The organism is Plantibacter sp. ME-Dv--P-095, from assembly GCF_030209365.1.
GTDB lineage: Bacteria > Actinomycetota > Actinomycetes > Actinomycetales > Microbacteriaceae > Plantibacter.
Genome location: NZ_JARVSB010000003.1, coordinates 401,836 through 424,953 on the forward strand (window position 1 = coordinate 401,836; position 23,118 = coordinate 424,953).

The window sequence follows — 23,118 nt, forward strand, 5'->3', positions numbered from 1 at the left end:
AGCCTAGGCTCGGACCGCCTGCCCGCCGCCGAACGCCTCAGCGGCTTCTGCGGCAGCCGCCTCGCCCTCCACTGGGACGAACGGCTCCGACAGCCCGAAGGCGCTCGGGCCGAACGCGCGGAGGGCGTCGGGGGTGCGCATGAGTGCCGGCGTCGAGATCCCGAGCACCCGCACCCGTTGGCCGTAGCGCAGGCCCTCCGTGGTGATCGGCTCCGCGGTCTCGTGGTCGACGATGCAGATGAGGTCCGGCACGATCGCCACGACCTCACCGTTCCACCGGGCGATGAGGTTCTCGTTCTGGAAGGAGATCTCGAGACGTTCGGAGCTCGCCGGGTCCGTCGACCAGATGACGGCCGTGCCCTTCGCGAAGCCCTCCGTGGTGCGGCGCTCCACATCGGCGACCTTCCCCACGAACAGCTCCCGCATGTGGGAGTAGAGCGTCGTGGACAGGGTGTCGGCGATGGCGGTGAACGGCGACCGGTGCTCCTCGCGCGCGATCCGGATCGCGCGGCCGAGGGCGAGCGCCATCGAGATCGTCCGCGGCACCGCGGTGCGTCGGACGTCGGCCCCGCTCATCGCGTACTCGGCGATGTGGGCGACCCCTCCGAGCCGGATGGCGATGCCACGGGCCAACCACTCCATCTGGCGGTCGTCGTCGCCGGTGTCGATGATCACGCGCTCGCCGCGTTCGCCTGCGATGGCCAGCGGCGATCCGTGCACCCCGTAGACCGCGAAGGTCTCCATCGAGAGCTCCGGGAACGCCCGACCCATGCCGTCGGCGTCGACGACCGGCAGCCCGGTCTCGGCGGCGACGATCAGCGGGATCATCGAGTTGATGCCACCGCACTCGATCGGCATGGTCGCGTCGGCGGTGCGGCCGAGGTGCTCTTCGAGGGTGCGGAGTGCGAGCGTCGGCTCGAACCCCGCGGGGATCTTCTCGACCATGACGGTCGGTGCGCCCATCTGTGCGGTGGGGATGACGAACAGGTCATCGTCGAGCTCGTCGGGGTCGAGGATCGTGATGCTGCGATCGCCGAGCACCTGCTTGACGAGCATCATGCCGATGTAGGGGTCGCCGCCGCCGCCCGTGCCGAGGAGCGTGGCGCCGCGGGCGAGGTCGGGGAGGTCTGCGGCGGTCAGGGTCCAGCTCATGCAGCGACCTCCGGAGTCTCGTCGACCGGGGTCTCCGTCGTGCCGTCGAAGCGGTGCGAGGCCACGTCGTAGCCGAAGTAGCCCGGACCGACCATCGCGAGGGCCGCCGGACTGTGCCAGCGTTCGTCGCTCGGCGCGGCGATCACCCGGACGCGCTGGCCGTAGCGCAGGCCCTCCGTCGTGATCGGCTCACCGGAGTCGTGCTCGAGCACCATGATGAGGTCGGGGGTCGTCACGAGTGTGACGCCGTCCAGGGCGGCGATCAGGTGCTCGTTCTGGAAGGAGAGCTCCAGGCTGGCATCCACACCGTCGATCCGCGCGCGCCCGCGGGCGAACCCCGTCGTGGTCGCGCGTTCGACGTCGACGACCTTGCCGGCGAACAGTTCGCGTCCGCCGAGCAGCTCGACGGTGCGCGTGACGGCGTCGGCCTTCTCCTCGCGCGCAGCTGTGATGCCGTCGCCGATCTCGCGGCACAGCGACAACGAGTCGGCGACGAGCGCCTCACGGGCCTGGGCGCCGGACATGGGGAAACCGGAGATCATCACCGAGCACCCCATCTCCACGCAGGCGACGCGGGCGATCCGCTCCGTCCAGCTGTTGTCGACGGTGGTGAGGACGCCGGTGTTGCCCTTCTCGTCGCTGAACGCCAGGGGCGAGGCGTCGATCCCGTACAGGGTGGGGAGGACCATCTGCAGTTCGGGGAAGGCCCGGCCCATGCCGTCGGCGTCGATGAGCGGGAGGCCGAGGGCGGCCGCTGCAGCGATCGGGATGGTCGAGTTGACGCCGCCGACCTCCGCGCAGGCGACGTGGGTGACGGGGCGTCCGAGCGAGGCGCTCAGGGCGTGGACGGGCGCGACCACCTCGGTGAGGCTCGGCAGCTTCTCGACCATGACGGTCGGTGCCCCCATCATCGCGACGGTGAGGACGAGCGCGTCGTCGGGGACCTCGTCGAGGGTCACGACGGTGACGTCCCCGTGCTCGCGCAGGGCTTGCGCAGCGAGCAGGGCGCCGATGTACGGGTCGCCGCCGCCGCCGGTCCCGAGGACGGCGGCCCCACGGGCGAGGCCGGGGATGAGCTCGGCGGTGATCGTCCAGCTCATCGGAGGCCTCCCATGTCGAGGTCGCCGACGGCCTTCACGCGGATCCGGGTCGCGTTGCCCGGCAGGTACGGGATGGGGACCTCGTCGAAATCGACGATCGCGACCGACGCGGGGGAGGCGCCGGCCGCGATCGCCTTGTCGATCGCCTCGGTACGGACCTCGGCGATCGCCTCCTCGCGCCGACCGGGCTCGATGGCGTAGACCTTGTCGATCTCGCCGCCGACCTGCGCGATGGAAGCACCGATGGCATTGGCCACGGCGTAGTTGTCGGGCCGGTGGACGGCGCCGAAGATGGGGAGTTCGTCGGACAGCAGGATCGACCCGCCGCCGACCGCCACCACGGGGATGGGCTCGGGGGAGGTCCGCATGCGGTCCACGGCCTCGGCGATGCGCTCGCCGATGCGGGCGAGCACGCGCTCCACGAAGGCGGGATCGAGGTGCGCGACCTTCGAGGCGTCGCCGATGGAGGCGCGACCGGCGGCCACCGCGATGTCGGTCGCCGTGAGGGTGTCACCGCCGAAGACGAGAGCCTCCGTCATGAGCTTGTAGCCCACGGACGCCGGCCCGACCTCGGCCGTCTCCTCGTCGACGATGCTGCCGCCGCCGATGCCGATCGAGAGCACGTCGGGCATCCGGAAGTTCGTGCGGATGCCCGCGACCTTGACCTCGTTCGCCGTCTCGCGGGGGAAGCCGTTGATGAGGAGGCCGATGTCGGCCGTGGTGCCGCCGATGTCGACGACCGCACAGGTCGCGAGGCCGCTCGTCAGGGCGGCACCGCGCATCGAGTTGGTCGGGCCGGAGGCGAACGTCGCGACCGGGTAGAGGCGCACGTAGTCCTCGTCCATGAGCGTGCCGTCGTTCTGGCTGAGGAAGATGGGCGCCTCGATGCCCTGCTTCCGGACGGCGGCGGTGAGGCCGTCGACGATCTCCGAGGCGAGTTCGCGCAGCGCCGCGTTGATGATGGTCGCGTTCTCCCGCTCCAGGAGGCCGATCCGCCCGATCTCGTGGGAGAGCGAGATGGCGACGTCGGGTCCGAGGACCTCGCCGACGATCCGTGCCGCCTCGACCTCGAGGTCGTGGTTGACCGGGCTGAAGACGGAGGAGATCGCGACGGAGCGGATGCCGTTCGCCCGCATGTCCTCGGCGTGCGCCCGCAGCTCGTCGGGGTCGATCGGGGAGATGGGGCGGCCGTCGAACTCGTAGCCACCGTGCGCGAGGTAGCTGCGAGCGCTGATCGCCTCGACGAGCTCGGCCGGCCAGTCGACGAGCGGCGGCAGGGCCCGCGTCGCCGGCAGGCCGAGCCGGAGTGCCGCGGTCGGCGCCAGGCGCTTGGCCTGCACGAGGGCGTTGATGAAGTGCGTCGTCCCGATCATCACCGCGGTGATCTGCTCACCGTCGAAGTGGTGTCCGCCCCGCAGTTCGCCGATCGCCTGGACGATCCCGTCGGTCACGTCCGGGGTGGTCGCGTGCTTCACGGCAGCCAGAGTGGTGGTGCCGTCCATGAGCACGGCGTCGGTGTTGGTGCCGCCGACATCGATACCGATGTGCATATGAGGGGTTCGCTTTCTGTCGGTGCGGTGGAACGTGCGCGGTGGATCGGAACGGGTGCGCGGTGGATCAGTTGGAGGCGGTGGCCGGGCTGTCCGTCGGCACGTCGGCTGCGATCTGCGAGGTGTGGGCGACGCCGACCCCGCGGACCCAGCCAAGCTTCCCGGCGGCGATGTACAGCACCATCGAGAGGATGAGGGAGAGGACGGCGGGGATGCCCCAGGTGACGAAGTAGCCGGTGATCGCGGACACGGCCCAGATGATGATCGTCGCGGGGACGATGCGCGGCGCCGTCGTGGGCAGGCGACCGGACGCGCGGGTCTCGTCGAGCTCACCGCGCCAGCGCTTCACGATGAAGTACTCGGCGACCATGATGCCCGCGATGGGCGGGAACGCGACGCCGAGGATGATGAGGAAGCCGGAGAACTGGCCGAGGATGCCGACGGCGGCGAGGATCGAGCCGACGACGCCGAGGACGATCGTCGTGGTCACCCGGTTGAGGTTCTTGCCGAAGGCCGTGGAGATGAAGTTGACCAGGCCGAGGGTCGAGGAGTACAGGTTCCAGTCGTTGATCTTCAGGGTGCCGGTGATGACGATGATGAGACCGATGAGGCCGACCGACGACGTGACGATCGCAACGACGTTGCCCGAGGCGGCGGCGTGGGCGAGCAGGACGCCCGAGAGGCCGATGACGAACTCGCCGAGCGAGACGCCCACGACGGTCTGCTTGATGACGTCGGCGCGGGAGCGGTTGAAGCGGGTCATGTCGGCGGTGATGATCGCGCCGACGATGAGGCCGCCGGCGACGATCCCGGTGCCCGCCCACACGCTCATGGTCGGGCCGGGGGCCGGGCCGGTGACGAGCTCCATGAAGTCGTGCTTGGTGAGTTCGCTGATGATCGACCAGCCGACGAGGATGAGGAACAGCGGCACGGTGATGTTCGCGAGCCACTGCATGCCCTTGAACCCGTAGGCGACGATGGCCGTGACCGCGAGGCCGAAGATGAGGCTCCAGGCCCACACCGGCATGAAGCCCGGCAGGAGGGCGTCGAGCGACTCGGCGGAGATGGCGCTCTGGATGCCGAACCAGCCGATGAGGCTGATGCCGATCGCGAGGCCGACGAGCGAGGCGCCCACCTCGCCGAAGCCGGCCCACCGGGCGAGGAGCGCCGTGTTGAGGCCCTCCTTCTGTCCGATGATGCCGACGATGCACATGATCACCTCGAGGATGATCGAGCCGAGGAGGAGCGCGAGGAAGGCCTCGCCGAAGGTCATGCTGTAGCCGAGGGTCGCGCCGAGGAGGAACTGGGACAGGGCCGACACCTGGCCGAACCGCTGGACGGCGATGCCGAACCAGGGTTTCTGTGCGTCGGGACGGACGCGGGACAGGGCGAAGTCGTCTGCGTGTGCCATGCGAGCCATGGAGGTCTCCAGAAGGTGGGGGAAGGAGCGGTGCGGGTTGCCGCAACGGTACTGACGTCCTCCGCGCAGCACGATGTGCATCGTGCAGGAATGAGCTCCCGAAATCAGCACTCTGCACAATCCGGACGCGGAGCTGTCCCCACCCGGTCCATGAGTCCTCGACACCCGGTCTCTGAGTTCTCCCCACCCGGTCCCTGAGCTTGTCGAAGGGCGACGTTCTCCGTGCGCACTTCGACAGGCTCAGCGACCGGGGGGCGGTGATGGGAGGCCCGTCACCTCAGAGCGCGGGCGATGACTTCGAAGGTCCGTGCTCCGTCGAGCCCCATCATGTCGTGGCGGATCGCCGGGAACCGGGTCACCGTCCACCCCAGCTGTGCGTAGCGGGGGACGTCCCTGCTCGGGACGACGAGCTTGGCGTCGTCGGACAGCACCAGCGTCGAGGGGACGACCGGCGCAGCCGGCGCCACGGGGTTCGCGGCGACGTCCCGCAAGACCTCTGCGACCATCGTCCGGTCCCACGCGGCGTGGGCGGCCTCCGCGAGCGCGACGTTCGCGGGACCCGTCGCGGGATCGGTGCGGTCGTAGAGCCAGGCCAGGAGCCAGGGCAGGCCGGGGACGTTCCAGAACAGTCGGGCTCCGAGGCCGCGGCCGGGGAGTTTCAGCCCGAATCCCGGGTCGAGGTAGATCGCGCGCGCCGGGCGGAGCGGTTCCACGATGTCGGCGAGGACCCGACCGCCGAGCGAGTGACCCACGATCGCGTCGAGGCCGGTCGGCAGCGTCTCGACCAGGTCGGTTGCGAGCGAGGCGAGGTCGTAGCGCTCGCCGCGTGCCCGATCGGCGCGAGGGCTGGCTCCGTGGCCGCGCAGATCGACGAGGAGGAACGTGTACCGCTCCGGATCGGAGGCGGCGACGACGTCGGTCCAGGCGGCGCCGTCGGCCAGGAACCCGTGGATGAGGGCGATGCGGACGGGTCCGTGCCCGCGTTCCTCGACGTGCAGACGCATGGCCCTCGTTTCGATGGTGGTGGTGACGGTGGGATGACTCTACGCGGCGGCGCTGCGCTCAGGAGCGCACGAGCAGCCAGGCGAACGCGCCGAAGGACACGAGCCCCAGGATGGCCCCGACGATCGACCCGATCAGACTGAAGGTGGGCCACCGTGCGCCGGGTTGGCGGCTCATCCTGATGCCCTGGGCTGCGAAGAGCAGGGGCACGAAGCAGGCGAGCACCGAGAACGTCCACGATCCGCCGTCCCTCGCCGTCGAGGCGACGAGGAAGATGGAGAAGGCGGCGATGGTGACACTGAGGATCGCACAGGCACGTGCGGAGATCGGTTCGTTCTTCGCGGCCATGCGGACAGGGTATCGAGTCGGGGTGGACAGCGACCAGAGCAGAATGGACGGCATGACCGACGCGACTTCGCCGACCCTGACGGAACGATTGACGCTCGCGCGCCCCTCCGAGCACGACCTGCCGGAGCTCCACGACCTCCACGCCGACCCCGCGGTGTGGACGCATCTGCCCTCCGCTCGCCACACCTCGCTCGAGGAGACCCGGGAACTGATCGGCCGCTATCAGAACGGATGGGACACCAACGGGCTCGACGTGTGGGTGGCGCGCGACACCGCGACGGGTTTGCTGGTCGGCATCGGGGGCCCGAGTCTTCGCGGTGGGGTCGCTTGGAACCTGTATTACCGCCTGGCGCCCGCTGCTTGGGGGCGCGGATACGCCCAGGAGCTCATCTCGGCAGCGCGGGCCGCGGCATCGGCGTCGGCACCGGATCTGCCGGTCGTCGCATTCCTCCTGGAGCACAACGAGGGGTCCCGGCGGGCTGCAGAGCGTGCCGGTCTGGAGGTCGTCTGGCGCGGCCCCGACGCGGGCAACCCTGATCCCGATGCCGTGCGGCTCGTGTTCGCGGACCGCCCGCTCACCGACGAGGCGCTGCGGGTGTTCCTGAACTGAGCGCTGAGGCGACAGGCCCGGTGGCCGGATGGTCGCTTCGGGAGCCCCGAGCGGTCCGCTGCTTCCGGGCGCGACCGGGTATTTTCGGGTACCCGGCCGCGAAACGCAAGGAGCTTCCCCGAGTCTGTTCACCGACGGCATTCCTCGATACGGTGGGGAGATATGTCAGCCACCGTCGAGATGGAACACATGAGTCAGGTAGAACGCGAACGTCCGCTCCTGCGCAAGGGCAGCGAGGCGAGCTTCGTGCGGTGGGCCTTCGACGGACGCGCGTGGTGCGCCGACCTCGTGAGCGGCCAGTACCGCGGCGCGACGAAGACCGGGTGGCTCCTCCAGACGGACGACGAGCAGCGCGAACTCTCCAACCAGGAGTGGGCTCCCTGCATGGCCTGAGTGCTTCCTCGTGAAGCACGCGAGCCTTACTTGAAGGCGATCGCGTTCGGCGGCGAGCCGACACCGCCCGGCACGTAGAGCGGCTTGCAGGTGACGAAGCACTCGTAGACGCCGTCGGCCGCGCAGTCCTCGGCGAGCTCGTCCAACCGCCACAGCTCACCGAGGGCCATGCCCAGCAGGGCGATGAGCGGCCGGTGGAGCATCCCGCTGTGGTCGACCCCGCGCTCCGGTGGCCGGTCGTCCGGTGAACGGAAGTCGCTGTCGACGACCGGATCCGCCTCGACGGCGAGGTTGTCGGCTGCGACGAGGGCGATCTCGTGATCCCACAACCACCGGAGCACGGATTCGCGCTGCGCCAGTCCGGGCGACTGCCGCCACGGGGTCGCCAAGCGCTCGGCGGGCGTCTTCGCGAGGTACTGCTCGGCCCAGGCGGTCCTGAGGAGCAGCAGCTCGCCGCCTCGCCAGGTCACGCCCTGGTGTTCGGCGATCGCGTCGAGGAGCGGGGCGTCGATCGGGATCGTGGACGACGGGTCGTACGGCTCGCCGACCGCCGCGAAGTAGCGCGGTACGTCGAGCAGGACCCCGCGGCCGGCGATCCCGGCGTCGGCCCAGGTGTGCACACCGAGCCGGTTCGACGAGGCGTCGTTCGCCGCCGTGCTCAGCCCGTTGTAGAAGCCGTGCTCCGGGTGGCCGATGTGGCGGAGCGCGTCGATCTGCGACGACGACTGCAGGTAGAAGGAGTCGAGGTAGTCGTCGCGGTGCGAGGGGTTGTTCGAGAACACATGGTGTTCCAGCGCCCGGCGGGTGCCGGTCGGGTAGGGCTCGAAGGCGGTGATCGCGTGGTCCAGGCCGAACCGCCGGCCGGTCCTGACGAGGGCTGCTGCGGCGGCGACGCGTTCGGCGGTCAGGAAGTTGACGGTGCCGAGTTCGTCGCCCGGGCCGAAGACCGCCCAGCTGGATCCGGGCGGGGTGGCTGCTGCGAGCTGGTCATAGCTCGGAATGGTCATCGGTCGGTCCGTCCGGTCTGCCGCGGAGCTCGTTGCTCAACACGGTCGTCGTGCGCAGGAGTGCGCGGATGATGGGGGAGTCCGGCGTGAGGTCCGCCTGGGGGTCGGCGCCGAGGAGCCCGACGGTCGCGGCGATGCCGTACTCGTCGAACACCGGTGCCGCGGCGGTGAACACGCCGCCGGACTGGGAGGCGATGCAGTAGCCGGAGCGGCGCGCGGTGTAGACCGCCGCCTCCAGCTCGGCCCGCTGCGCCGTGGTCGAACCCGCCGCGGTCCAGTCGAAGGCCCGGGCGTCCGTGAGGTGCGCGAGGAAGACCCGGGTCTGGGCGGCCGTGGCGTCGAGCTGGGTGCCGGCCCGGACCGTGACGACCGCTGAGCGGGTCCGGTCCTCCTCGACGAGCGTGACGATCGGACCACGAGCGCCCCAAAGGCTGAGCACCGCCGTCATGCGGACGGCGGCGCTCAGCTCGGCGAGGTGCGGCGGGGCGATCTCGGTGACCCGCCGGCGGCTCAGTGCGTGGATGCCGAGCTGCAGCATGAGTCCACCGAGGACGAAGGTGCTGCGACGCGGCCCACGCTCGAGGATCCCGGCCGACACCATCGACGCGCAGTAGCGGTAGGCGGTGGTGCGGTTGAGTCCCAGGCGTTCGGCGACGTCCGCCGCCGTCAGCTCCGTGGTGTGCGGACCGAACAGTGAACAGATCTGTCCGACGCGGTCCACCGCCTGGATCTCGGACCCGGATGCTTCGCTCGTACCGTCCATGTTCGCCATGACTGAAGCGTAGTTCAGCTGGAGAACACGGCCGGTCGAGCGCAGCCTCGGCTCGGGCGGGCTGATCACCCGGCGAGCCAGGTGGTCAGCTTCGTCGTCGTGTCATTGAAGTTGTCCGTGTACCAGTCGATGTCCTGGAGCACGGTCTCGCCGGTGTTGGCCGGCCCGTACACCTCGACCTGCTCGGTGAACTCGTCGAGTTCCGGCTTCGCCGCCGTGTTGACGGGTGCGACCCCGAGCAGTTCGGAGATCTTCGCGACCTGCTCCGGTTCGACGACGCTCGAGATGAAGTCGACGGCGGCCTGCTTGTTCGGAGCGCCCTTCGGGATGGCGAAGGCGTTCAACGAGGCGACCGTGACGTCCCACACGATTGTCATGTCGAAGCCGCTCTGGAGCAGTGGCACGAGGCGGGAGTCCGGCAGGAGGAACATGTCCACCTGGTTCGCCTCGACCGCCTGCTGCAGGGCCCCGACGTTCGGGGCGAAGGTCGTGACGTCGCGGATCTCGTCGAGCTTGTCGAGGGCGCGGTCCACGTCGAGCGGGTACAGCTCGTCGGGCTTCACCCCGTCGGCGAGGAGCGGGTACTCGAGGATGCCGTTCTGCAGGTTCGTGACGATGCCGCGTTGGCCGGGGAACCGTCCCGTGTCGAAGAAGTCCGCGACCGACTCCGGGCCCTTGCCCTTCGGGAACGCGTCGGTTCGGTACGCGATCGGGGTGGCGTTGATCCAGTTGCCGAGGTAGCACTCGCCGACGGTGCCCTCCGCGAGGTCCGTCTGGTCGATATCGGCCAGGTCGAGCTTCTCGAAGAGCGTGCCGCAGTTCTGCTGTGCCGCGTAGGGGGCCGTGGCCATGACGTCCCACTGCACGGAACCGCTCTCCACCTGTGCCTTCACCTGCGCGACGTCGGGCGGTGAGGTGTTGACGAAGGTGACGTTCGGGTGCGCCTTCGTATAGGGCTCCTGCCAGGCCGCGATCTGTGCGTCCTGGCCGCCGCCGCCGTACCCGACGAAGGTGATCGTGGCCGCCGCGTCGTCACCGGCCGCTGCGGAACCGCTCGGGGCGGCCGTTCCGCCGCTCGCGCAGCCGGACAGCAGGGCGGTGATCGCGACGACGCTCACGCCGACGGCGAAGCGGGTGCGGCGGGTGCGGGGGTCGGTGTTCCTACTGATGGATCTGGAGGTGGAGCTGGGCGCCATTGTCGTCTCCTCGGTGTGTGCGCGCCGACGGTCGCCGGGCGCGGGTGGGTGTTCGGGTGCGTCTGCAGGTGTTCGGGTGTGTGGGTCGGTGGTCGGGTGATCCTCGGGGTGGCTCACGCGGCGACGACGCGCTGCCGCTCCGGTCGCCACCAGGCGGTCACGGTGTCGCCGAGCGTGTGGGCGGCGTCGAGGGCGTCGATGCGGGCGCGGCCGAGCAGGCCGGTCCCACCGAGGTCGAGCATGGCGGTGCGGTACGAGCCCATGTACTCCAGGTCGCGGATGGTCGCCTGCACCGTGTTGGCGCCCGGTGGCACGGTCGCCGGGTCCTGCACGATGCGCAGATCCTCCGGTCGCACGACGACGGCGCCGTGCACGTCGACCCCGGGGTGGTCGGCGACGGTGGTCGGATCGATCGACCAGGTGTTGCCCTCCCAACCGGCCTGCGGGCCGAACGCGGAGCCACCGAGGTCGAAGACGTTCGAGTCGCCGAGGAACGTGGCGGTGAACAGGGTGTCCGGCTCCCGGTACAGCTGCTCGGGCGAGCCGACCTGCTCGATGCGTCCGCTGTTGAACAACGCGATCCGGTCGGAGAGGTTCATCGCCTCCTCCTGGTCGTGCGTGACGAAGACGAAGGTGGAGCCGACCTCGCGGTGGATCCGTCGGATCTCCATCTGCAAGGCTCCGCGGAGGTTGCGGTCGAGGGCGCCGAGCGGTTCGTCGAGGAGGAGCGCCGCCGGGTTGAACACGATGGCCCGGGCGAGCGCCACGCGCTGCTGCTGCCCGCCGGAGAGCTGGGAGGGGAAGTTCCCGTCGCGTCCGGGCAGCTGCACGAGCTCGAGCACCTCGCTCACCCGTCGGGCGATCTCGGCCTTCGGCAGCCGGCGCTCCCGGAGCGGGTACCCGACGTTCTGCGCCACGGTCATGTGCGGGAAGAGGGCGTAGTTCTGGAAGAGCATGCCGAGGTTGCGCTTGTGGGGTGGCAGCGACCCGACATCGGCTCCGTTCAGGTCGATGGTGCCGGCGCTCAGCGTCTCGAAGCCCGCGATGAGGTTCAGCGTCGTCGTCTTGCCAGAGCCGCTCGGGCCGAGCAGGGTCATGAACTCGCCCGGCTCGATGGTGAGCGAGATGTCGTCCACGGCGGGCGCGGCGAGCCCGTAGTCCTTCGTCACCCCGTCGAGACGGATCCTCGTCCCCTGGCGTGGCTGCGTCGCCGTGGTCGACGGGGTGGTGTCTGCGCGTGAGATGGTCACGACGTCTCCTTACGGGTCTTGGTGCGGCTGCCGATGAGCATGGGCACCAGGAAGATGATGGTCACGGCGACGACGACGAGGCTCGACGACGCGGAGATGGTGGGATCGAGCTCGAAGGTGACGCTGTTGTACATCTGCACCGGCAGCGTCTGGAAGGTCGGCGAGCGCAGGAACAGGGCGATCACGACCTCGTCGAACGAGGTGACGAAGGCGAAGATGGCGCCGGTGAGCACGCCACGGCTGATGAGCGGCATGGTGACGGTGATGAAGGACCGCAGCGGTGAGGCTCCGAGCGAAGCCGAGGCGCGCAGGAGCTTCGGATCGAAGCCACCGAGCGCCGTCGTCACCGACACGAGCACGAACGGCACCCCGAGCGCGGCGTGGGCGAGCACGTACCCGAGCAGGCTGCCCGTCAGGTGCCACTGGAGGAACGACACGTACACGGCGACCGCCACGACGATGGCCGGGGTGACCATCGAGATCATGAGCAGGGTCCGCAGGAACCCGGCGAGCCGTCCGGTCAGGCGGTTCAGCCCGACCGCGGCCGCCGTGCCGACGAGGGTCGCGATGACGGCTGCCAGGATGGCGACGAGGAACGAGTTCCCGAGCGAGGAGAGCCACTTCGGGTCGGTGAAGAAGTTCTCGTACCACCGCAGGGAGAACTCCGTCGGCGGGAACTGGAACGCCGAGGCGGCGCTGAAGCTCAACGGGATGACGATGAGCGTCGGCAGGATGAAGTAGAGGGCGACCAGGGTCCCGATGACGATGAGCCACCAGGGGACCGGGTCGACGCCGCGGTCCTTGCGCCGGACCCGGCGTGCCCCTGGCGAGGTCGAGGGTCCGCGGGCGGTGAGGACGCTGCGGGTGTCGACGTCGTCGACGTCGCTCAGCGCGGTCATGAGTGCTCCTTCGTCGGGGCGGTACTGGTGACGCCGATGGCCGAGATGGTCCCGCCGAAGCGGTTGGCCCAGGCGACCAGGGTGAGGGTGACGACCAGGACGAGGATGCCGAGGGCCCCGGCCCCGGCGAAGTCGAGGAGCTGCGTCGTCCGCTGCGCGAGCAGCTGGGCGATGAGCGACTGCTGCGGCGAGCCGAGGAGGGCCGGGGTGACGTAGAAGCCGAGGCTCAGCGTGAAGACGAGGATGAGTCCGGAGACGACGCCGCCGCGCGAGAGCGGCCAGTAGATCTTCCAGAACGCGACGAGCGGGGAGGAACCCAGGCCGCGGGCCGCGAGGAGCAGCTTCCGGTCGATGCCGCCCAGTGAGCTGTACAGGGGGAGCACCATGAAGGGGAGGAGCACCTGGCTCATCGCGATCGTGACGCCGACGACACTGCCCTGGAACACCACGTCCCCGGCGCCGAAGAACTCGAACACGCTCTGCACGGGCCCGCCGCGCTGAAGCAGCACGATCCAGGCGTAGTTGCGGGCCATGACGGAGGTCCAGAACGGGATCAGCACGATCACGAGCAGGATGCCGCGGGTGCGCGGGCCGACACGGGTCATGAGGTACGCGTAGGGGTAGCCGAGGAGGAAGGCGACGACCGTGACGATGATCGCCGTCGTGGCCGTCCGGCCGAGCACGGTGAGGGTGACGCCGTCGGTGAAGAGGGAGGCGTAGTGGTCGAGCGTGACGTCGGGCGTGCCGAAGCTGCGCAGGAGGCTCTGCCCGAGTGGGACGAGGAGCACCACGGCGAGGACGCCGAGCGCCGGAACAAGCAGCAGCCAGGCGGGTCGCGGCAACCGTCGGGTGTGCGGGGAGGTGGTCGTCATCTGATCATCCGTTCAGCATGGCGCTGAGCTGCTCGGCAGCCTCACGCAGCATCGTCACGCGCTCCTCGGACTCGGGAGAGGAGGGGAGCATGGTCGTGGTGCCCAGGACGGCCATGGCCGCCTGGACGTCGTCGGCGCCGAACACGGGGGCAGCCACGGAGGCCAGCCCGACCCGGCCGAGGTCGGCCCAGGCGATCCGGTCGCGCCGGGCGAGGGCGAGTTCCGCGTGTTCAAGCTGGGCCTCCGCCGGCGGCAGGCCGGCGTGCAGGCGGGAGACGACCGTGGGGTCCGACTGGAAGGCGAGGAGCACCCGCGACTGGGCGGCCTTGATCTCGAGGACCGTCCCGACGCGCACCGTGAGCACGATGGTGCCCTCGTTCGCCTCCTCGACATGGCCGACGACGGCGCCGGAGCGGCCGAGGAAGCTGACGACGGCGGTGAGGCCGGTGCGGTCGGAGAGCTGCCGGAGGAGGGAGGGTGCGAGGCTCATGATCTGCTGACGCGTCGAGACGAGCCCGGAGAGCTGGTCGATGAGCGGGCCGGGGCCGGACGCGGCGTTGAGGAAGCCGGAGGCCTGCATGGAGAGCAGGTACCGGTGCGCCGTCGTGCGGTTCAGGCCGAGCCGATCCGCCACGAGCGCGGGGGAGAGGACCCTCGTGTGCTGGTCGAACAGCGCGAGGATCATCGCCGCCCGTTCGATCGACTGGATGGACCCGCGGTCGGTCTCGGGGAGCGGAACCGGCTGGGCCGGAACCTGCTGGGCGATGCCTGCGGTCGCGTCACTCATGTCACACCTCCTCATCGAGGGTCGAAGCGGTTGTCGTCGATCAGTACAGCAGGTGTCTGTTCATAATGCAATCCTCAATTTCGCATCATGAACACAGAGCGCTCGACAAATCCGTGATGATCCTGGCGCTTTCGCTGGACACGATCGGCTTGTGTGCGTAATCTGAACCAAAAGTACGCAATCCGAACACAAGGAGGTTCTCGGATGCTCGCCACCGAAGACGCACCCATCCCGTCGCCCGCACTGCTCAAGGTCCTGCACGGAGCGGTCGACCTGCACGTGCACTCCGGCCCCAGCCCCTTCCCCCGTCGGCTCAACCACGTGGAGGCGTCCTACGACGCCGCCCGCATCGGGCTGCGGGCCATCCTCATCAAGTCGCACCACCACAACACCGTCATGGACCTCCTGGCGATGCGCGACCTCCTCGCCGACGCACCGACCCCCGCCTATGGTGGTGTCGCCCTCAACTCCGAGGTGGGCGGGATCAACCCCTCAGCCGTCGCCGTCGCGATCCAGATGGGCGGCCGCGCCGTCTGGGGTCCCACGGTCTCGGCCGGGCAGCACATCCGCGCGCACAGTCACGACGACGGCTTCCCCACCGCCGGTTCCAACCTCGAGGAACGCGAGGAGTCCATTTGGGCGGCGAACGGCGACGTCTCGGCCGAGACGGTCCGCGTCACCCAGCTCGTCGGCGAGGCCGGCATCATGCTCTCCGGTGGACACCTCGACGCCGAGTCGATGAAGGCGCTGTTCGCGACCGCGAAGGACAACGGTGTCACCAGGCTGCTCCTCCACCACCCGGACTTCATCGTCAACGCCTCCGACGGCGACGTGGAGGAGATGCTCGGCTACGGCGCCTTCGTCGAGCACGAGATGTCGATGTACCACCCGGGCGTCCCCGCTCCCGGCTTCCCCATCAGCCAGCTCGTGGACTGGATCGAGAAGGTCGGCCCGGAACGCACCGTCATCGACTCGGACCTCGGGCAGCTCACCAACCCGCTGCCGGTGGACGGATACATCTACGTCATCCAGCAGCTGCTCGACCACGGGGTGTCCGAGCGCGACATCCGGCAGATGATCTGCCGGAACACCGCCTTCCTCCTCGGGCTCGAGGAGACCAACTGATGTTGGCCGCCGAGCAGGTCATCATCAGCACGGCCGTCACGGGTTCGGTCAACGTCCCGTCCCAGAGCGACGCCCTGCCGCTCAGTGCCGACCAGGTCGTCGCCTCCGCACTCGAAGCGGTGGAGGCGGGATCGGCCGTCATCCATCTGCATGCCAGGCATCCGGACGGACGGCCTGCCTGGGAGGCCGAGATCTACGAGCAGATCATCCCGCGGATCCTCGACGAGACCGACGTCGTCATCAACATCACGACGGGCGGCTCCTCGGCCATGACCATGGAGCAACGGCTCGCGGGGGCGATGCGCTTCGCCCCCGAACTCGCCTCGTTGAACATGGGGTCGATGAACTTCGTTTACGCGGGCATCGCCGACAAGGTCACGGAGTGGAAGCACGACTGGGAACGCCAGTACGTGCTGAACACCTACTCGCAACCGTTCATCAACTCCTTCGACCGCATCGAGCACACGCTCCGCGAGCTGGGCGACGGCCTCGGGACCCGGTTCGAGTACGAGTGCTACGACATCGGCCACCTCTACTCGCTCGCCTACTTCGCCGACCGCGGGCTCGCGAAGGCGCCGTTCCTCATCCAGGGGGTCTTCGGCATCCTCGGTGGGATCGGGGCCGACCACGAGAACCTCACCCACATGGTCGCGATCGCCGACAAGCTCTTCGGCGACGACTACTCGTTCTCCGCGTTCGCCGCCGGCCGCGGCCAGATGCAGTTCGGCACCCACAGCGCCTGGCTCGGGGGACACGTCCGGGTCGGCCTCGAGGACAGCCTCTGGATCGGGAAGGGCGAGCTCGCCACGAGCAACGCACAACAGGTCCGGAAGATCCGGGCGGTCGTCGAGGACCTCGGCAAGACGATCGCCACGCCGGACGACGCTCGACGCATGCTCCGCCTCAAGGGCCTCGACCGAGTCACCCGCTGACCAGGACCCCACCTCACGACAAGGAACCCCATGACGATGTATGCCAAAGACGACATCCGTTCACGGCTGGCGACGGCACCGACCGGCGCCGCGCCGTCGATCGACCCGACCACCCCGGTCAAGCCGTCGCAGTGGATCGCGTTCGACGACGTCCCGCCCGCCGAGACGGGCTCCGCCGGCGGCCGCACCTGGATCGCCAGGGCCGCCAACCTGGTGATCGTGTATTCCGACGCGCGCGCCGGTGAGCGCTTCAGCCGGGCCGGGCAACCCGACGAGTACGCCGTGCTCCTGTACTCCGACAGCGCCGCCCTCCGCATCTCGGCGGGTGGCACGGAGGCCGACGTCGCCGAGGAGGCGTTCGTCGTCGTCCCGCCCGGCGACAGCGAGATCGAGGTCGTCACCGACGGGCCCGTGATCCGGCTGTTCTCCACCCGGGCCGAGGACCTCCTGCAGCGCGCCTCGAACGCCGACGCGTACGCCGAACCCGACCAGCGGGCCGCTCCGCTCGAGCCCTGGCCGGACCCGGTCGGCGGATTCGCGCTCCGGGTGTACCGGCTCGCCGACACCCCGATCGCCGAGGGGCGGTTCGGTCGGATCTTCCGCACCACGAACCTCATGGTGAACTTCCTCGCGGAGGAACCCGCGCCACGGGACGCCCACAAGCTCTCGCCGCACTTCCACGACGACTTCGAGCAGATCTCCTTCGGCGTGAAGGGCCGGTTCCGTCACCACATCCGGTACCCGTGGGGACCGGACTCCTCGCAGTGGCGCGCCGACGAGCACGAGGAGATCGGCACCCCCTCGATCTGCATCATCCCGCCGCCGACGGTGCACACGACGCAAGGGGTCGGGCCGCACCAGCAGCTCCTGGACATCTTCGCGCCCCCGCGCGTGGACTTCTCGGCATCCGGTTGGGTGCTGAACGCCGACGACTACCCGGCCTCGTGACCATGGCGACGAGACGGACGAGCCGGTTCCGAGCCGCCCTCGCCGCCGACGCCGGTCCGGCTCTCGGCACCTGGGTGAAGCTGCCGGCGATGGAGAGCATGGAACTCGTGGCGCTCGCCGGCTTCGACTTCGCGGTCATCGACCTCGAGCACTCGCCGATGAGCATGGAGACGGCCTCGCAGCACATCGGGGTGGCGCTGCTCGCCGGCGTCTCACCGATCGTGCGCATCCCGGCGCTCGACGGCGGTGTCGTCCAGCGCGTGCTCGACGCCGGTGCGGAAGGGATCATGCTCCCGCACGTGGACTCGGTCGCGCAGGCCGAGGCCGCAGCGGCCGCCGTGCGGTTCGCCCCGCTCGGCACCCGCGGTGTCGGCAGCACGAGCCGCGCCGGTGCGTGGGGGGCGACGTCACGCGAGGAGTACCTGCGGTTCGGGCAGGAGGAGGTCGTGTTGATCGCCCAGATCGAGAGCGCCGCCGCCGCACGCGACGCCGGGGCGATCGCCGCCGTCGCCGGGGTCGACGCCCTGCTCATCGGCGCGGCCGACCTCTCCACGAGTGAGGGTCGGAGCGAATCCGACCCGGTCGTCGTCGACCTCATCGCCCGAGCGATCCGTGACACCGTCGCCGTCGGGAAGCCCATCGGCAACGCCGGCGGCGCCAGTGCGGCCTCCGTGCAGGCCTCGGTCGACGCCGGCTACCGCTTCACCCTCATGAGCAACGACGCGAGTCTGCTCGGCGGCGCGGCGTCCGCGGCGGTACAGGCGGGCCGCTCGGTGCGGTACGCCTGACGACAGCAGGACGACGAGACATCCCGACGACACCGACTCCCGAACCGATCGACCCGCAGCACCCACCTGGTGGAAGGACCCCATGAACACAGCGACCCCCACGACCACACCGCACGCCCTCCTCGACGGCAAGGTCGTCCTCGTCGTCGGCGCGAGCGCCGGCATCGGTGCCGACGCCGCGCGCGTCTTCGCCGAACACGGTGCCTCCGTCATGCTCGTGGCGCGCACCGCCGGGCCACTCACCGCGGTCACCGACGACCTCGTCGCGGCCGGGTACGACGCCGCGTCGATCACCGGCGACATCAGCGTCGGAGCCGACGTCGCCCGTATCGTCGACGCGACCGTCGAGCGGTTCGGCCGGCTCGACGGCGCGTTCAACAACGCGGCGCTCACCCAGGCGGGTCGCCTGGACGAGGTGACCGAAGCGGACTTCGACCGCCTCCTCGCCGTCAACGTGAAGGGTGTGTGGCTCTGTCTGCGCGAGGAGCTCCGGGTCATGCGCGCCGCCGGCACCGGCTCCATCGTCAACGTGAGTAGCATCGGCGGTCTCCGCGGCAGTTCCGGCATGGGCGCCTACCAGGCCACCAAGCACGCCGTGATCGGACTGACCCGTACCGCCGCGCACGACAACGGACCGCTCGGCATCCGGGTGAACGCGCTCGCCCCCGGCCCCACCGAGACCCCCATGCTCGACCAGACGAGGGTCGCCATCCCGGGCGGAGTCGAGGCGCGGATCGCCGCGACCCCGCTCCGCAAGGCGGGCACCGGTGCCGAGGTCGGCGAAGCGGCAGCCTGGCTCCTCAGCGACCTCGCGAGCCACATCAGCGGTGTCGTCCTCCCGGTGGACGGCGGCTTCAGTGCCTGACACCGGCCTCGACCATCGCACCACCGAACACGCCACCGCCACCCACCCCGCCGCCTCCGAACGGACAGGACCCAGCAGCATGACCGAGACCGGAACCCTCCGCCTCCCACCCCGCATCCACGTCGGCTTCGGCGTCCGCCGCCAACTGCCCGTGATCCTCCGCGAGCACGGGACCCGCGTGTTCGCCGTCGTCGACCCCTTCCTCGCCGACTCGCCGGACTTCACGACGATCGTCGACACCCTGCGTGCGGACGCGTTCGAGGTCGCCGTCTACACCGAGGTGCTCCCGGAACTCCCGGTCGACTCGCTCACCGAGGCGGGCCGGGTGGCCGCGGACTTCGCCCCCGACGTCGTGCTGGCATACGGCGGTGGCAGCTCCCTCGACGCGGCGAAGCTCATCGCGGTGCTCGTCGCCCACGGTGGCGTCCTCGCCGACTACTACGGCGAGAACAACGTGCCGGGGCCCGTCCTCCCGATCGTGGCCGTACCGACGACCGCCGGGACGGGCTCCGAGGTCACCCCGGTAGCCGTGATCTCCGACCCTGCCCAGGAGATGAAGATCGGCGTCTCGAGCCACCACCTCATCCCGGTCGCCGCCGTCGTCGACCCCGAGCTGACCATCGGCGCACCGCCGTCGGTCACCGCGTACGCCGGCATCGACGCCCTCGTGCACGCGCTCGAGTCGTTCACCGCGGCCGAGCTGCCGTTGGACTGGGAGACCCGTCTGCCCGTGTTCACCGGGCAGAACCTGTTCGTCCGACACCTGGCGCTCGAGGCGATCCGACGGATCGCGCCCAACCTGCCCAGGGCCGTCGCCGACGGCACCGACCGCGAGGCCCGAGCCGAGGTCGCGTACGGCAGCCTCCTCGCCGGCATGTGCTTCGGCCCGACCGGCACGCACCTCTCCCACGCGGTCCAGTACCCGGTCGGCGCGATCACCAAGACCCCGCACGGACTCGGTACCGGGCTCATGATCCCGTACGTCCTCCAGGCGTGCGTGCCCGTCATCCCCGAACGCCTGGCGGCCATCGACGCGGCACTCGGCGGCACCGAGACCGACGTCCATGCGGCGGCACAGGACGCGGTCGACCGCGTCGCGGAACTCTGCGGCACCATCGGCATCCCGACGAGCCTCGCCGAGATCGGCGTCGAGGCCGACCAGCTGCCCCGTATCGCCGAGCTGGCGATGCGCTCGAGACGACTCGTCGACATCTCACCGATCGGCTCCGACCCGGAGCTGCTGCACGCCATCCTCCAGGCCGCCCACGCCGGCGACCGATCCGCCCTCCGAGCAGACACGGACGCACGATGACCACCACCCTCACCACCACGAGCACCGAACCGATCGCCCGCCTCTTCATCGACGGCGTCTGGCGGGCCGGGTCCGACGGACGCACCTTCCCCGTCGTCGACCCGGCCGACGGCAGCACGATCGCCGACTTCGCCATCGCGAGCCGCGAGGACTGCCTCGCCGCCGTCGAATCCGCCGCCGCCGCCCAGGCCTCCTGGGCGGCCACCCCGCCCCGGGAACGCGGCGAGCTGCTCCGTGCCGCCTACGAGGTCCTCACCGACGAGGTCGAGACGCTCGCCGAGATCATGATCCGGGAGAACGGGAAGTCCTACCGCGACGCCATCGGCGAGGCGAACTACGCCAAGGAGTTCTTCCGGTGGTTCGCGGAGGAAGCCGTCAGGATCCCCGGCGACTACCGGCTCTCCCCGAGCGGCGACAAACGGATCGTCGTCGACCGACAGCCCATCGGCGTCTCCCTCCTCATCACCCCGTGGAACTTCCCCGCCGCGATGGCGACCCGCAAGCTCGCCCCGGCGCTCGCCGCCGGGTGCACCGTCATCCTCAAGCCCGCGCGCGAGACGCCGTTGGCCGCGGCCTACGTGGTCGACGTCCTCCACCGGGTCGGGTTCCCGCCGGGGGTCGTGAGTCTCGTCACGCCGGTACCCACCGGGCCGATCGTCGCCGAGATGCTCGCGCACCCGGCCGTCCGCAAACTGTCGTTCACCGGGTCGACCGAGGTCGGACGGGAGCTCCTGCACGCGTGCGCCGACACCGTCGTGAGCGCCTCGATGGAGCTCGGTGGCAACGCCCCCGTGATCGTCCTCCCCGGAGCCGATCTCGACCTCACCGTCCGCGAGTCGCTCCTCGCCAAGATGCGCAACGGCGGCTCGGCGTGCACGGCGGCGAACCGCTTCTACGTGCACGCGAGCGTCCACGACGCGTTCGTCGACCGGATGGGCGAGGCGCTCGCCGCGATGCGGGTGGGGCCTGGGCTCGACCACGACAACGAGCTCGGCGCGCTCGTCTCGGTGCACGAGCGCGACAAGGTGGCGGCGCTCGTCGAGGGTGCGGTCCGCGACGGGGCCAGTGTCGTGCAGGGCGGTCGACCGTCGAAGGAGGGCGCGTTCTACGACGCGACGCTCGTGACCGGCGTCCGGCACGGCTCGGAGATCACGACCACCGAGATCTTCGGTCCGGTCACGGCCGTGGTGCGGTACGACGAGGTCGACGAGGCGGTGCGCATGGCGAACGACACCGTCTTCGGACTCATGGCCTACGTCTTCGGTGAGGAGCGTGAGGCGGTCGCCGTCGCCCGCCGGCTGGAGGCGGGCATGGTCGCCGTCAACCGCGGTGTCGTGAGCGACCCGGCCGCGCCGTTCGGCGGGGTCAAGCAGAGCGGCCTGGGGCGTGAGGGGTCGAGCGAGGGCATCCTCGAGTTCCTGGAGGAGCAGTACATCGCGCTGACGGCGTAGCCGGGGGTGATGAGGCTGGCGGCCGGCTGGGCGATGCGGCATCGTGGGAGCGGTGACCGGCGCCCGACGGTTCCGTCCGCGCCCACCCGCGCCAAGCATCGAGGAGCTCACGCATGACCGACCGCATCCTGACCACTCACGCGGGGAGTCTGCCGCGCACGCCCGAGCTGACCCGGCTGCTCGTCGCCCGGGACCAGCGGCGCGCGTTCGACGTCGCGGAGCTGGAGGAGGTCGCGGCGGAGGCGGTGGCCGCAACGGTCGCCGCCCAGCTCGCGACGGGCCTCGACCTCATCAACGACGGCGAGGTCCCGCGCGTCGGGTTCTCGACCTACGTTCTCGAACGCATCGAGGGCTTCGGCGGCGCAGGGCACCGGAAGCCGACGCTCGACTCCCTGGCGTTCCCGGACTACGCCGCCTTCCAGGCCAAGCAGATCGTCGAGGGCGCCGACGTCGCGCGCGTCTGGGACCCGCCGATGGCGCAGGGCCTGCTCACCTACGACCCGACGCTGTCCGGCATCACCGCCGACCTCGACGGCTTCGACCGGGAGCTCGCCGTGCAGGCAGCCCAGGGGCGGGTGCCCGCCGGCACCTTCTTCTCCGCTGCGACGCCCGGGATCGTCTCGACCACGTTGCTCCTCGACGCGGCGAACCCGCACTACGGCGACGACCGGGCCTACGTCTTCGCGCTCGCCGACGAACTGCGGGTCGAGTACGAGGCGATCGTCGCCCGGGGCCACGTCCTGCAGCTCGACGCCCCGGACCTCGCCATGGAGCGGGTCATCCAGTTCGGCGATTCGACGCTCGAGGAGTTCCTCGCGGCGGTGGACCTCCACATCGACGCCCTCAACCACGCCATCCGGAACATCCCTCGCGAGCAGGTCCGGCTGCACGTCTGTTGGGGCAACTGGCAGGGGCCGCACCAGGACGACGTCCCCGTCGACGTGCTCCTCCCACACCTCTACCGGGCGAACGTGGGCGCGTTCAGCATCCCGCTCGGCAATCCGCGGCACCAGCACGAGGCTCCGGCGTTCCGCGAGCACCCGCTACCCGAGGGGGCGCTGCTCATCCCGGGCGTCATCGACGTCACCACCAACTACCTGGAGCACCCGCAGGTCGTCGCGAACCGCATCGTCGAGGTCGCAGAGGCGGTCGGAGATCCGACCCGCGTGATCGCCGGCACCGACTGCGGTCTCTCGACGTTCGCGAGCTACGAGTTCGTCGCGACGGACGTGGCCTGGGCGAAGCTCGGCGCGCTCGTCGAGGGTGCCGAGATCGCCTCGAAGCGGTTGTTCGGCGCCTGACCCGTCGCCGACCCGCGCGGGTGAGAGCGCGGGTGCGG

23 protein-coding genes are annotated in these 23,118 nt (G+C 70.1%); 10 read left to right on the forward strand and 13 right to left on the reverse strand.

Annotated features, from left to right (window positions below; all coding sequences use genetic code 11):
* Positions 1 to 3: 3 nt before the first annotated feature.
* The 6 genes from QRN26_RS04395 to QRN26_RS04420 all read right to left on the reverse strand — a co-directional run bounded on the left by QRN26_RS04395 (position 4) and on the right by QRN26_RS04420 (position 6,572).
* Positions 4 to 1,152, reverse strand: coding sequence for an S-methyl thiohydantoin desulfurase family protein (locus QRN26_RS04395; RefSeq protein WP_285035452.1), 1,149 nt, complete (start codon positions 1,150 to 1,152; stop codon positions 4 to 6).
* On the reverse strand, positions 1,149 to 2,252 hold the full coding sequence (locus QRN26_RS04400) for an S-methyl thiohydantoin desulfurase family protein (protein ID WP_285035454.1): 1,104 nt from the start codon (positions 2,250 to 2,252) through the stop codon (positions 1,149 to 1,151). The genes QRN26_RS04395 and QRN26_RS04400 overlap by 4 nt, the downstream gene beginning before the upstream one ends.
* Positions 2,249 to 3,802 (reverse strand): hydantoinase/oxoprolinase N-terminal domain-containing protein, encoded by a 1,554-nt coding sequence (locus tag QRN26_RS04405; RefSeq protein ID WP_056780096.1) that lies wholly within the window; start codon positions 3,800 to 3,802, stop codon positions 2,249 to 2,251. The genes QRN26_RS04400 and QRN26_RS04405 overlap by 4 nt, the downstream gene beginning before the upstream one ends.
* A gap of 67 nt (positions 3,803 to 3,869) precedes the next feature.
* Positions 3,870 to 5,222, reverse strand: coding sequence for a purine-cytosine permease family protein (locus tag QRN26_RS04410; protein WP_285035456.1), 1,353 nt, complete (start codon positions 5,220 to 5,222; stop codon positions 3,870 to 3,872).
* A 272-nt stretch (positions 5,223 to 5,494) separates the two neighbouring features.
* Positions 5,495 to 6,226, reverse strand: coding sequence for an alpha/beta hydrolase (locus tag QRN26_RS04415; protein WP_285035458.1), 732 nt, complete (start codon positions 6,224 to 6,226; stop codon positions 5,495 to 5,497).
* A 58-nt stretch (positions 6,227 to 6,284) separates the two neighbouring features.
* Positions 6,285 to 6,572: a hypothetical protein gene (locus QRN26_RS04420; protein ID WP_056009816.1), complete on the reverse strand. Its 288-nt coding sequence runs from the start codon at positions 6,570 to 6,572 to the stop codon at positions 6,285 to 6,287.
* 52 nt (positions 6,573 to 6,624) lie between these two features.
* On the opposite strand from QRN26_RS04420, the gene QRN26_RS04425 reads away from it, so the two are divergent.
* Positions 6,625 to 7,182, forward strand: a complete 558-nt coding sequence (locus QRN26_RS04425) for a GNAT family N-acetyltransferase (protein ID WP_285035459.1) — start codon at positions 6,625 to 6,627, stop codon at positions 7,180 to 7,182.
* 189 nt (positions 7,183 to 7,371) lie between these two features.
* The gene (locus QRN26_RS04430) at positions 7,372 to 7,575 is read left to right on the forward strand and encodes a hypothetical protein (RefSeq protein WP_157580297.1); all 204 of its coding nucleotides are present in this window, start codon (positions 7,372 to 7,374) and stop codon (positions 7,573 to 7,575) included.
* 26 nt (positions 7,576 to 7,601) lie between these two features.
* Here QRN26_RS04430 and QRN26_RS04435 read toward each other — a convergent pair whose 3' ends face one another.
* The 7 genes from QRN26_RS04435 to QRN26_RS04465 all read right to left on the reverse strand — a co-directional run bounded on the left by QRN26_RS04435 (position 7,602) and on the right by QRN26_RS04465 (position 14,358).
* On the reverse strand, positions 7,602 to 8,582 hold the full coding sequence (locus tag QRN26_RS04435; protein ID WP_285035461.1) for a cyclase family protein: 981 nt from the start codon (positions 8,580 to 8,582) through the stop codon (positions 7,602 to 7,604).
* Positions 8,563 to 9,354 (reverse strand): IclR family transcriptional regulator, encoded by a 792-nt coding sequence (locus tag QRN26_RS04440; protein WP_285035463.1) that lies wholly within the window; start codon positions 9,352 to 9,354, stop codon positions 8,563 to 8,565. Before QRN26_RS04440 ends, QRN26_RS04435 begins: the two co-directional genes overlap by 20 nt.
* A gap of 65 nt (positions 9,355 to 9,419) precedes the next feature.
* Positions 9,420 to 10,550: an extracellular solute-binding protein gene (locus QRN26_RS04445; RefSeq protein WP_285035464.1), complete on the reverse strand. Its 1,131-nt coding sequence runs from the start codon at positions 10,548 to 10,550 to the stop codon at positions 9,420 to 9,422.
* Positions 10,551 to 10,663: 113 nt separating this feature from the next.
* A complete protein-coding gene (locus tag QRN26_RS04450; protein WP_285035466.1) occupies positions 10,664 to 11,800 on the reverse strand; it encodes an ABC transporter ATP-binding protein in 1,137 nt (378 codons plus the stop codon).
* The gene (locus QRN26_RS04455; protein WP_285035468.1) at positions 11,797 to 12,699 is read right to left on the reverse strand and encodes an ABC transporter permease; all 903 of its coding nucleotides are present in this window, start codon (positions 12,697 to 12,699) and stop codon (positions 11,797 to 11,799) included. The genes QRN26_RS04450 and QRN26_RS04455 overlap by 4 nt, the downstream gene beginning before the upstream one ends.
* A complete protein-coding gene (locus tag QRN26_RS04460; protein ID WP_285035470.1) occupies positions 12,696 to 13,571 on the reverse strand; it encodes an ABC transporter permease in 876 nt (291 codons plus the stop codon). The genes QRN26_RS04455 and QRN26_RS04460 overlap by 4 nt, the downstream gene beginning before the upstream one ends.
* Positions 13,572 to 13,575: 4 nt before the next feature.
* Positions 13,576 to 14,358 (reverse strand): IclR family transcriptional regulator, encoded by a 783-nt coding sequence (locus tag QRN26_RS04465; protein ID WP_285035472.1) that lies wholly within the window; start codon positions 14,356 to 14,358, stop codon positions 13,576 to 13,578.
* 204 nt (positions 14,359 to 14,562) lie between these two features.
* Here QRN26_RS04465 and QRN26_RS04470 point away from each other — a divergent pair, with 204 nt between their 5' ends.
* The 8 genes from QRN26_RS04470 to QRN26_RS04505 all read left to right on the forward strand — a co-directional run bounded on the left by QRN26_RS04470 (position 14,563) and on the right by QRN26_RS04505 (position 23,080).
* Entirely contained in the window at positions 14,563 to 15,483 is a 921-nt protein-coding gene (locus QRN26_RS04470; RefSeq protein ID WP_285035475.1) for a DUF6282 family protein, read from the forward strand.
* Complete coding sequence (gene kce / locus QRN26_RS04475; protein ID WP_285035477.1) at positions 15,483 to 16,415, forward strand: 3,5-dioxohexanoate:acetyl-CoA acetone transferase; 933 nt, start codon at positions 15,483 to 15,485, stop codon at positions 16,413 to 16,415. The genes QRN26_RS04470 and kce overlap by 1 nt, the downstream gene beginning before the upstream one ends.
* A gap of 30 nt (positions 16,416 to 16,445) precedes the next feature.
* Complete coding sequence (locus tag QRN26_RS04480; RefSeq protein ID WP_285035480.1) at positions 16,446 to 17,363, forward strand: cupin domain-containing protein; 918 nt, start codon at positions 16,446 to 16,448, stop codon at positions 17,361 to 17,363.
* 2 nt (positions 17,364 to 17,365) lie between these two features.
* Positions 17,366 to 18,151, forward strand: coding sequence for an HpcH/HpaI aldolase family protein (locus QRN26_RS04485; protein ID WP_285035482.1), 786 nt, complete (start codon positions 17,366 to 17,368; stop codon positions 18,149 to 18,151).
* 82 nt (positions 18,152 to 18,233) lie between these two features.
* Entirely contained in the window at positions 18,234 to 19,016 is a 783-nt protein-coding gene (locus QRN26_RS04490; RefSeq protein ID WP_285035484.1) for an SDR family NAD(P)-dependent oxidoreductase, read from the forward strand.
* 79 nt (positions 19,017 to 19,095) lie between these two features.
* Entirely contained in the window at positions 19,096 to 20,328 is a 1,233-nt protein-coding gene (locus QRN26_RS04495; RefSeq protein ID WP_285035486.1) for an iron-containing alcohol dehydrogenase, read from the forward strand.
* Entirely contained in the window at positions 20,325 to 21,779 is a 1,455-nt protein-coding gene (locus tag QRN26_RS04500) for an NAD-dependent succinate-semialdehyde dehydrogenase (protein ID WP_285035488.1), read from the forward strand. The genes QRN26_RS04495 and QRN26_RS04500 overlap by 4 nt, the downstream gene beginning before the upstream one ends.
* 113 nt (positions 21,780 to 21,892) lie before the next feature.
* Positions 21,893 to 23,080: a uroporphyrinogen decarboxylase/cobalamine-independent methonine synthase family protein gene (locus tag QRN26_RS04505; RefSeq protein WP_285035490.1), complete on the forward strand. Its 1,188-nt coding sequence runs from the start codon at positions 21,893 to 21,895 to the stop codon at positions 23,078 to 23,080.
* Positions 23,081 to 23,118: the final 38 nt, after the last annotated feature.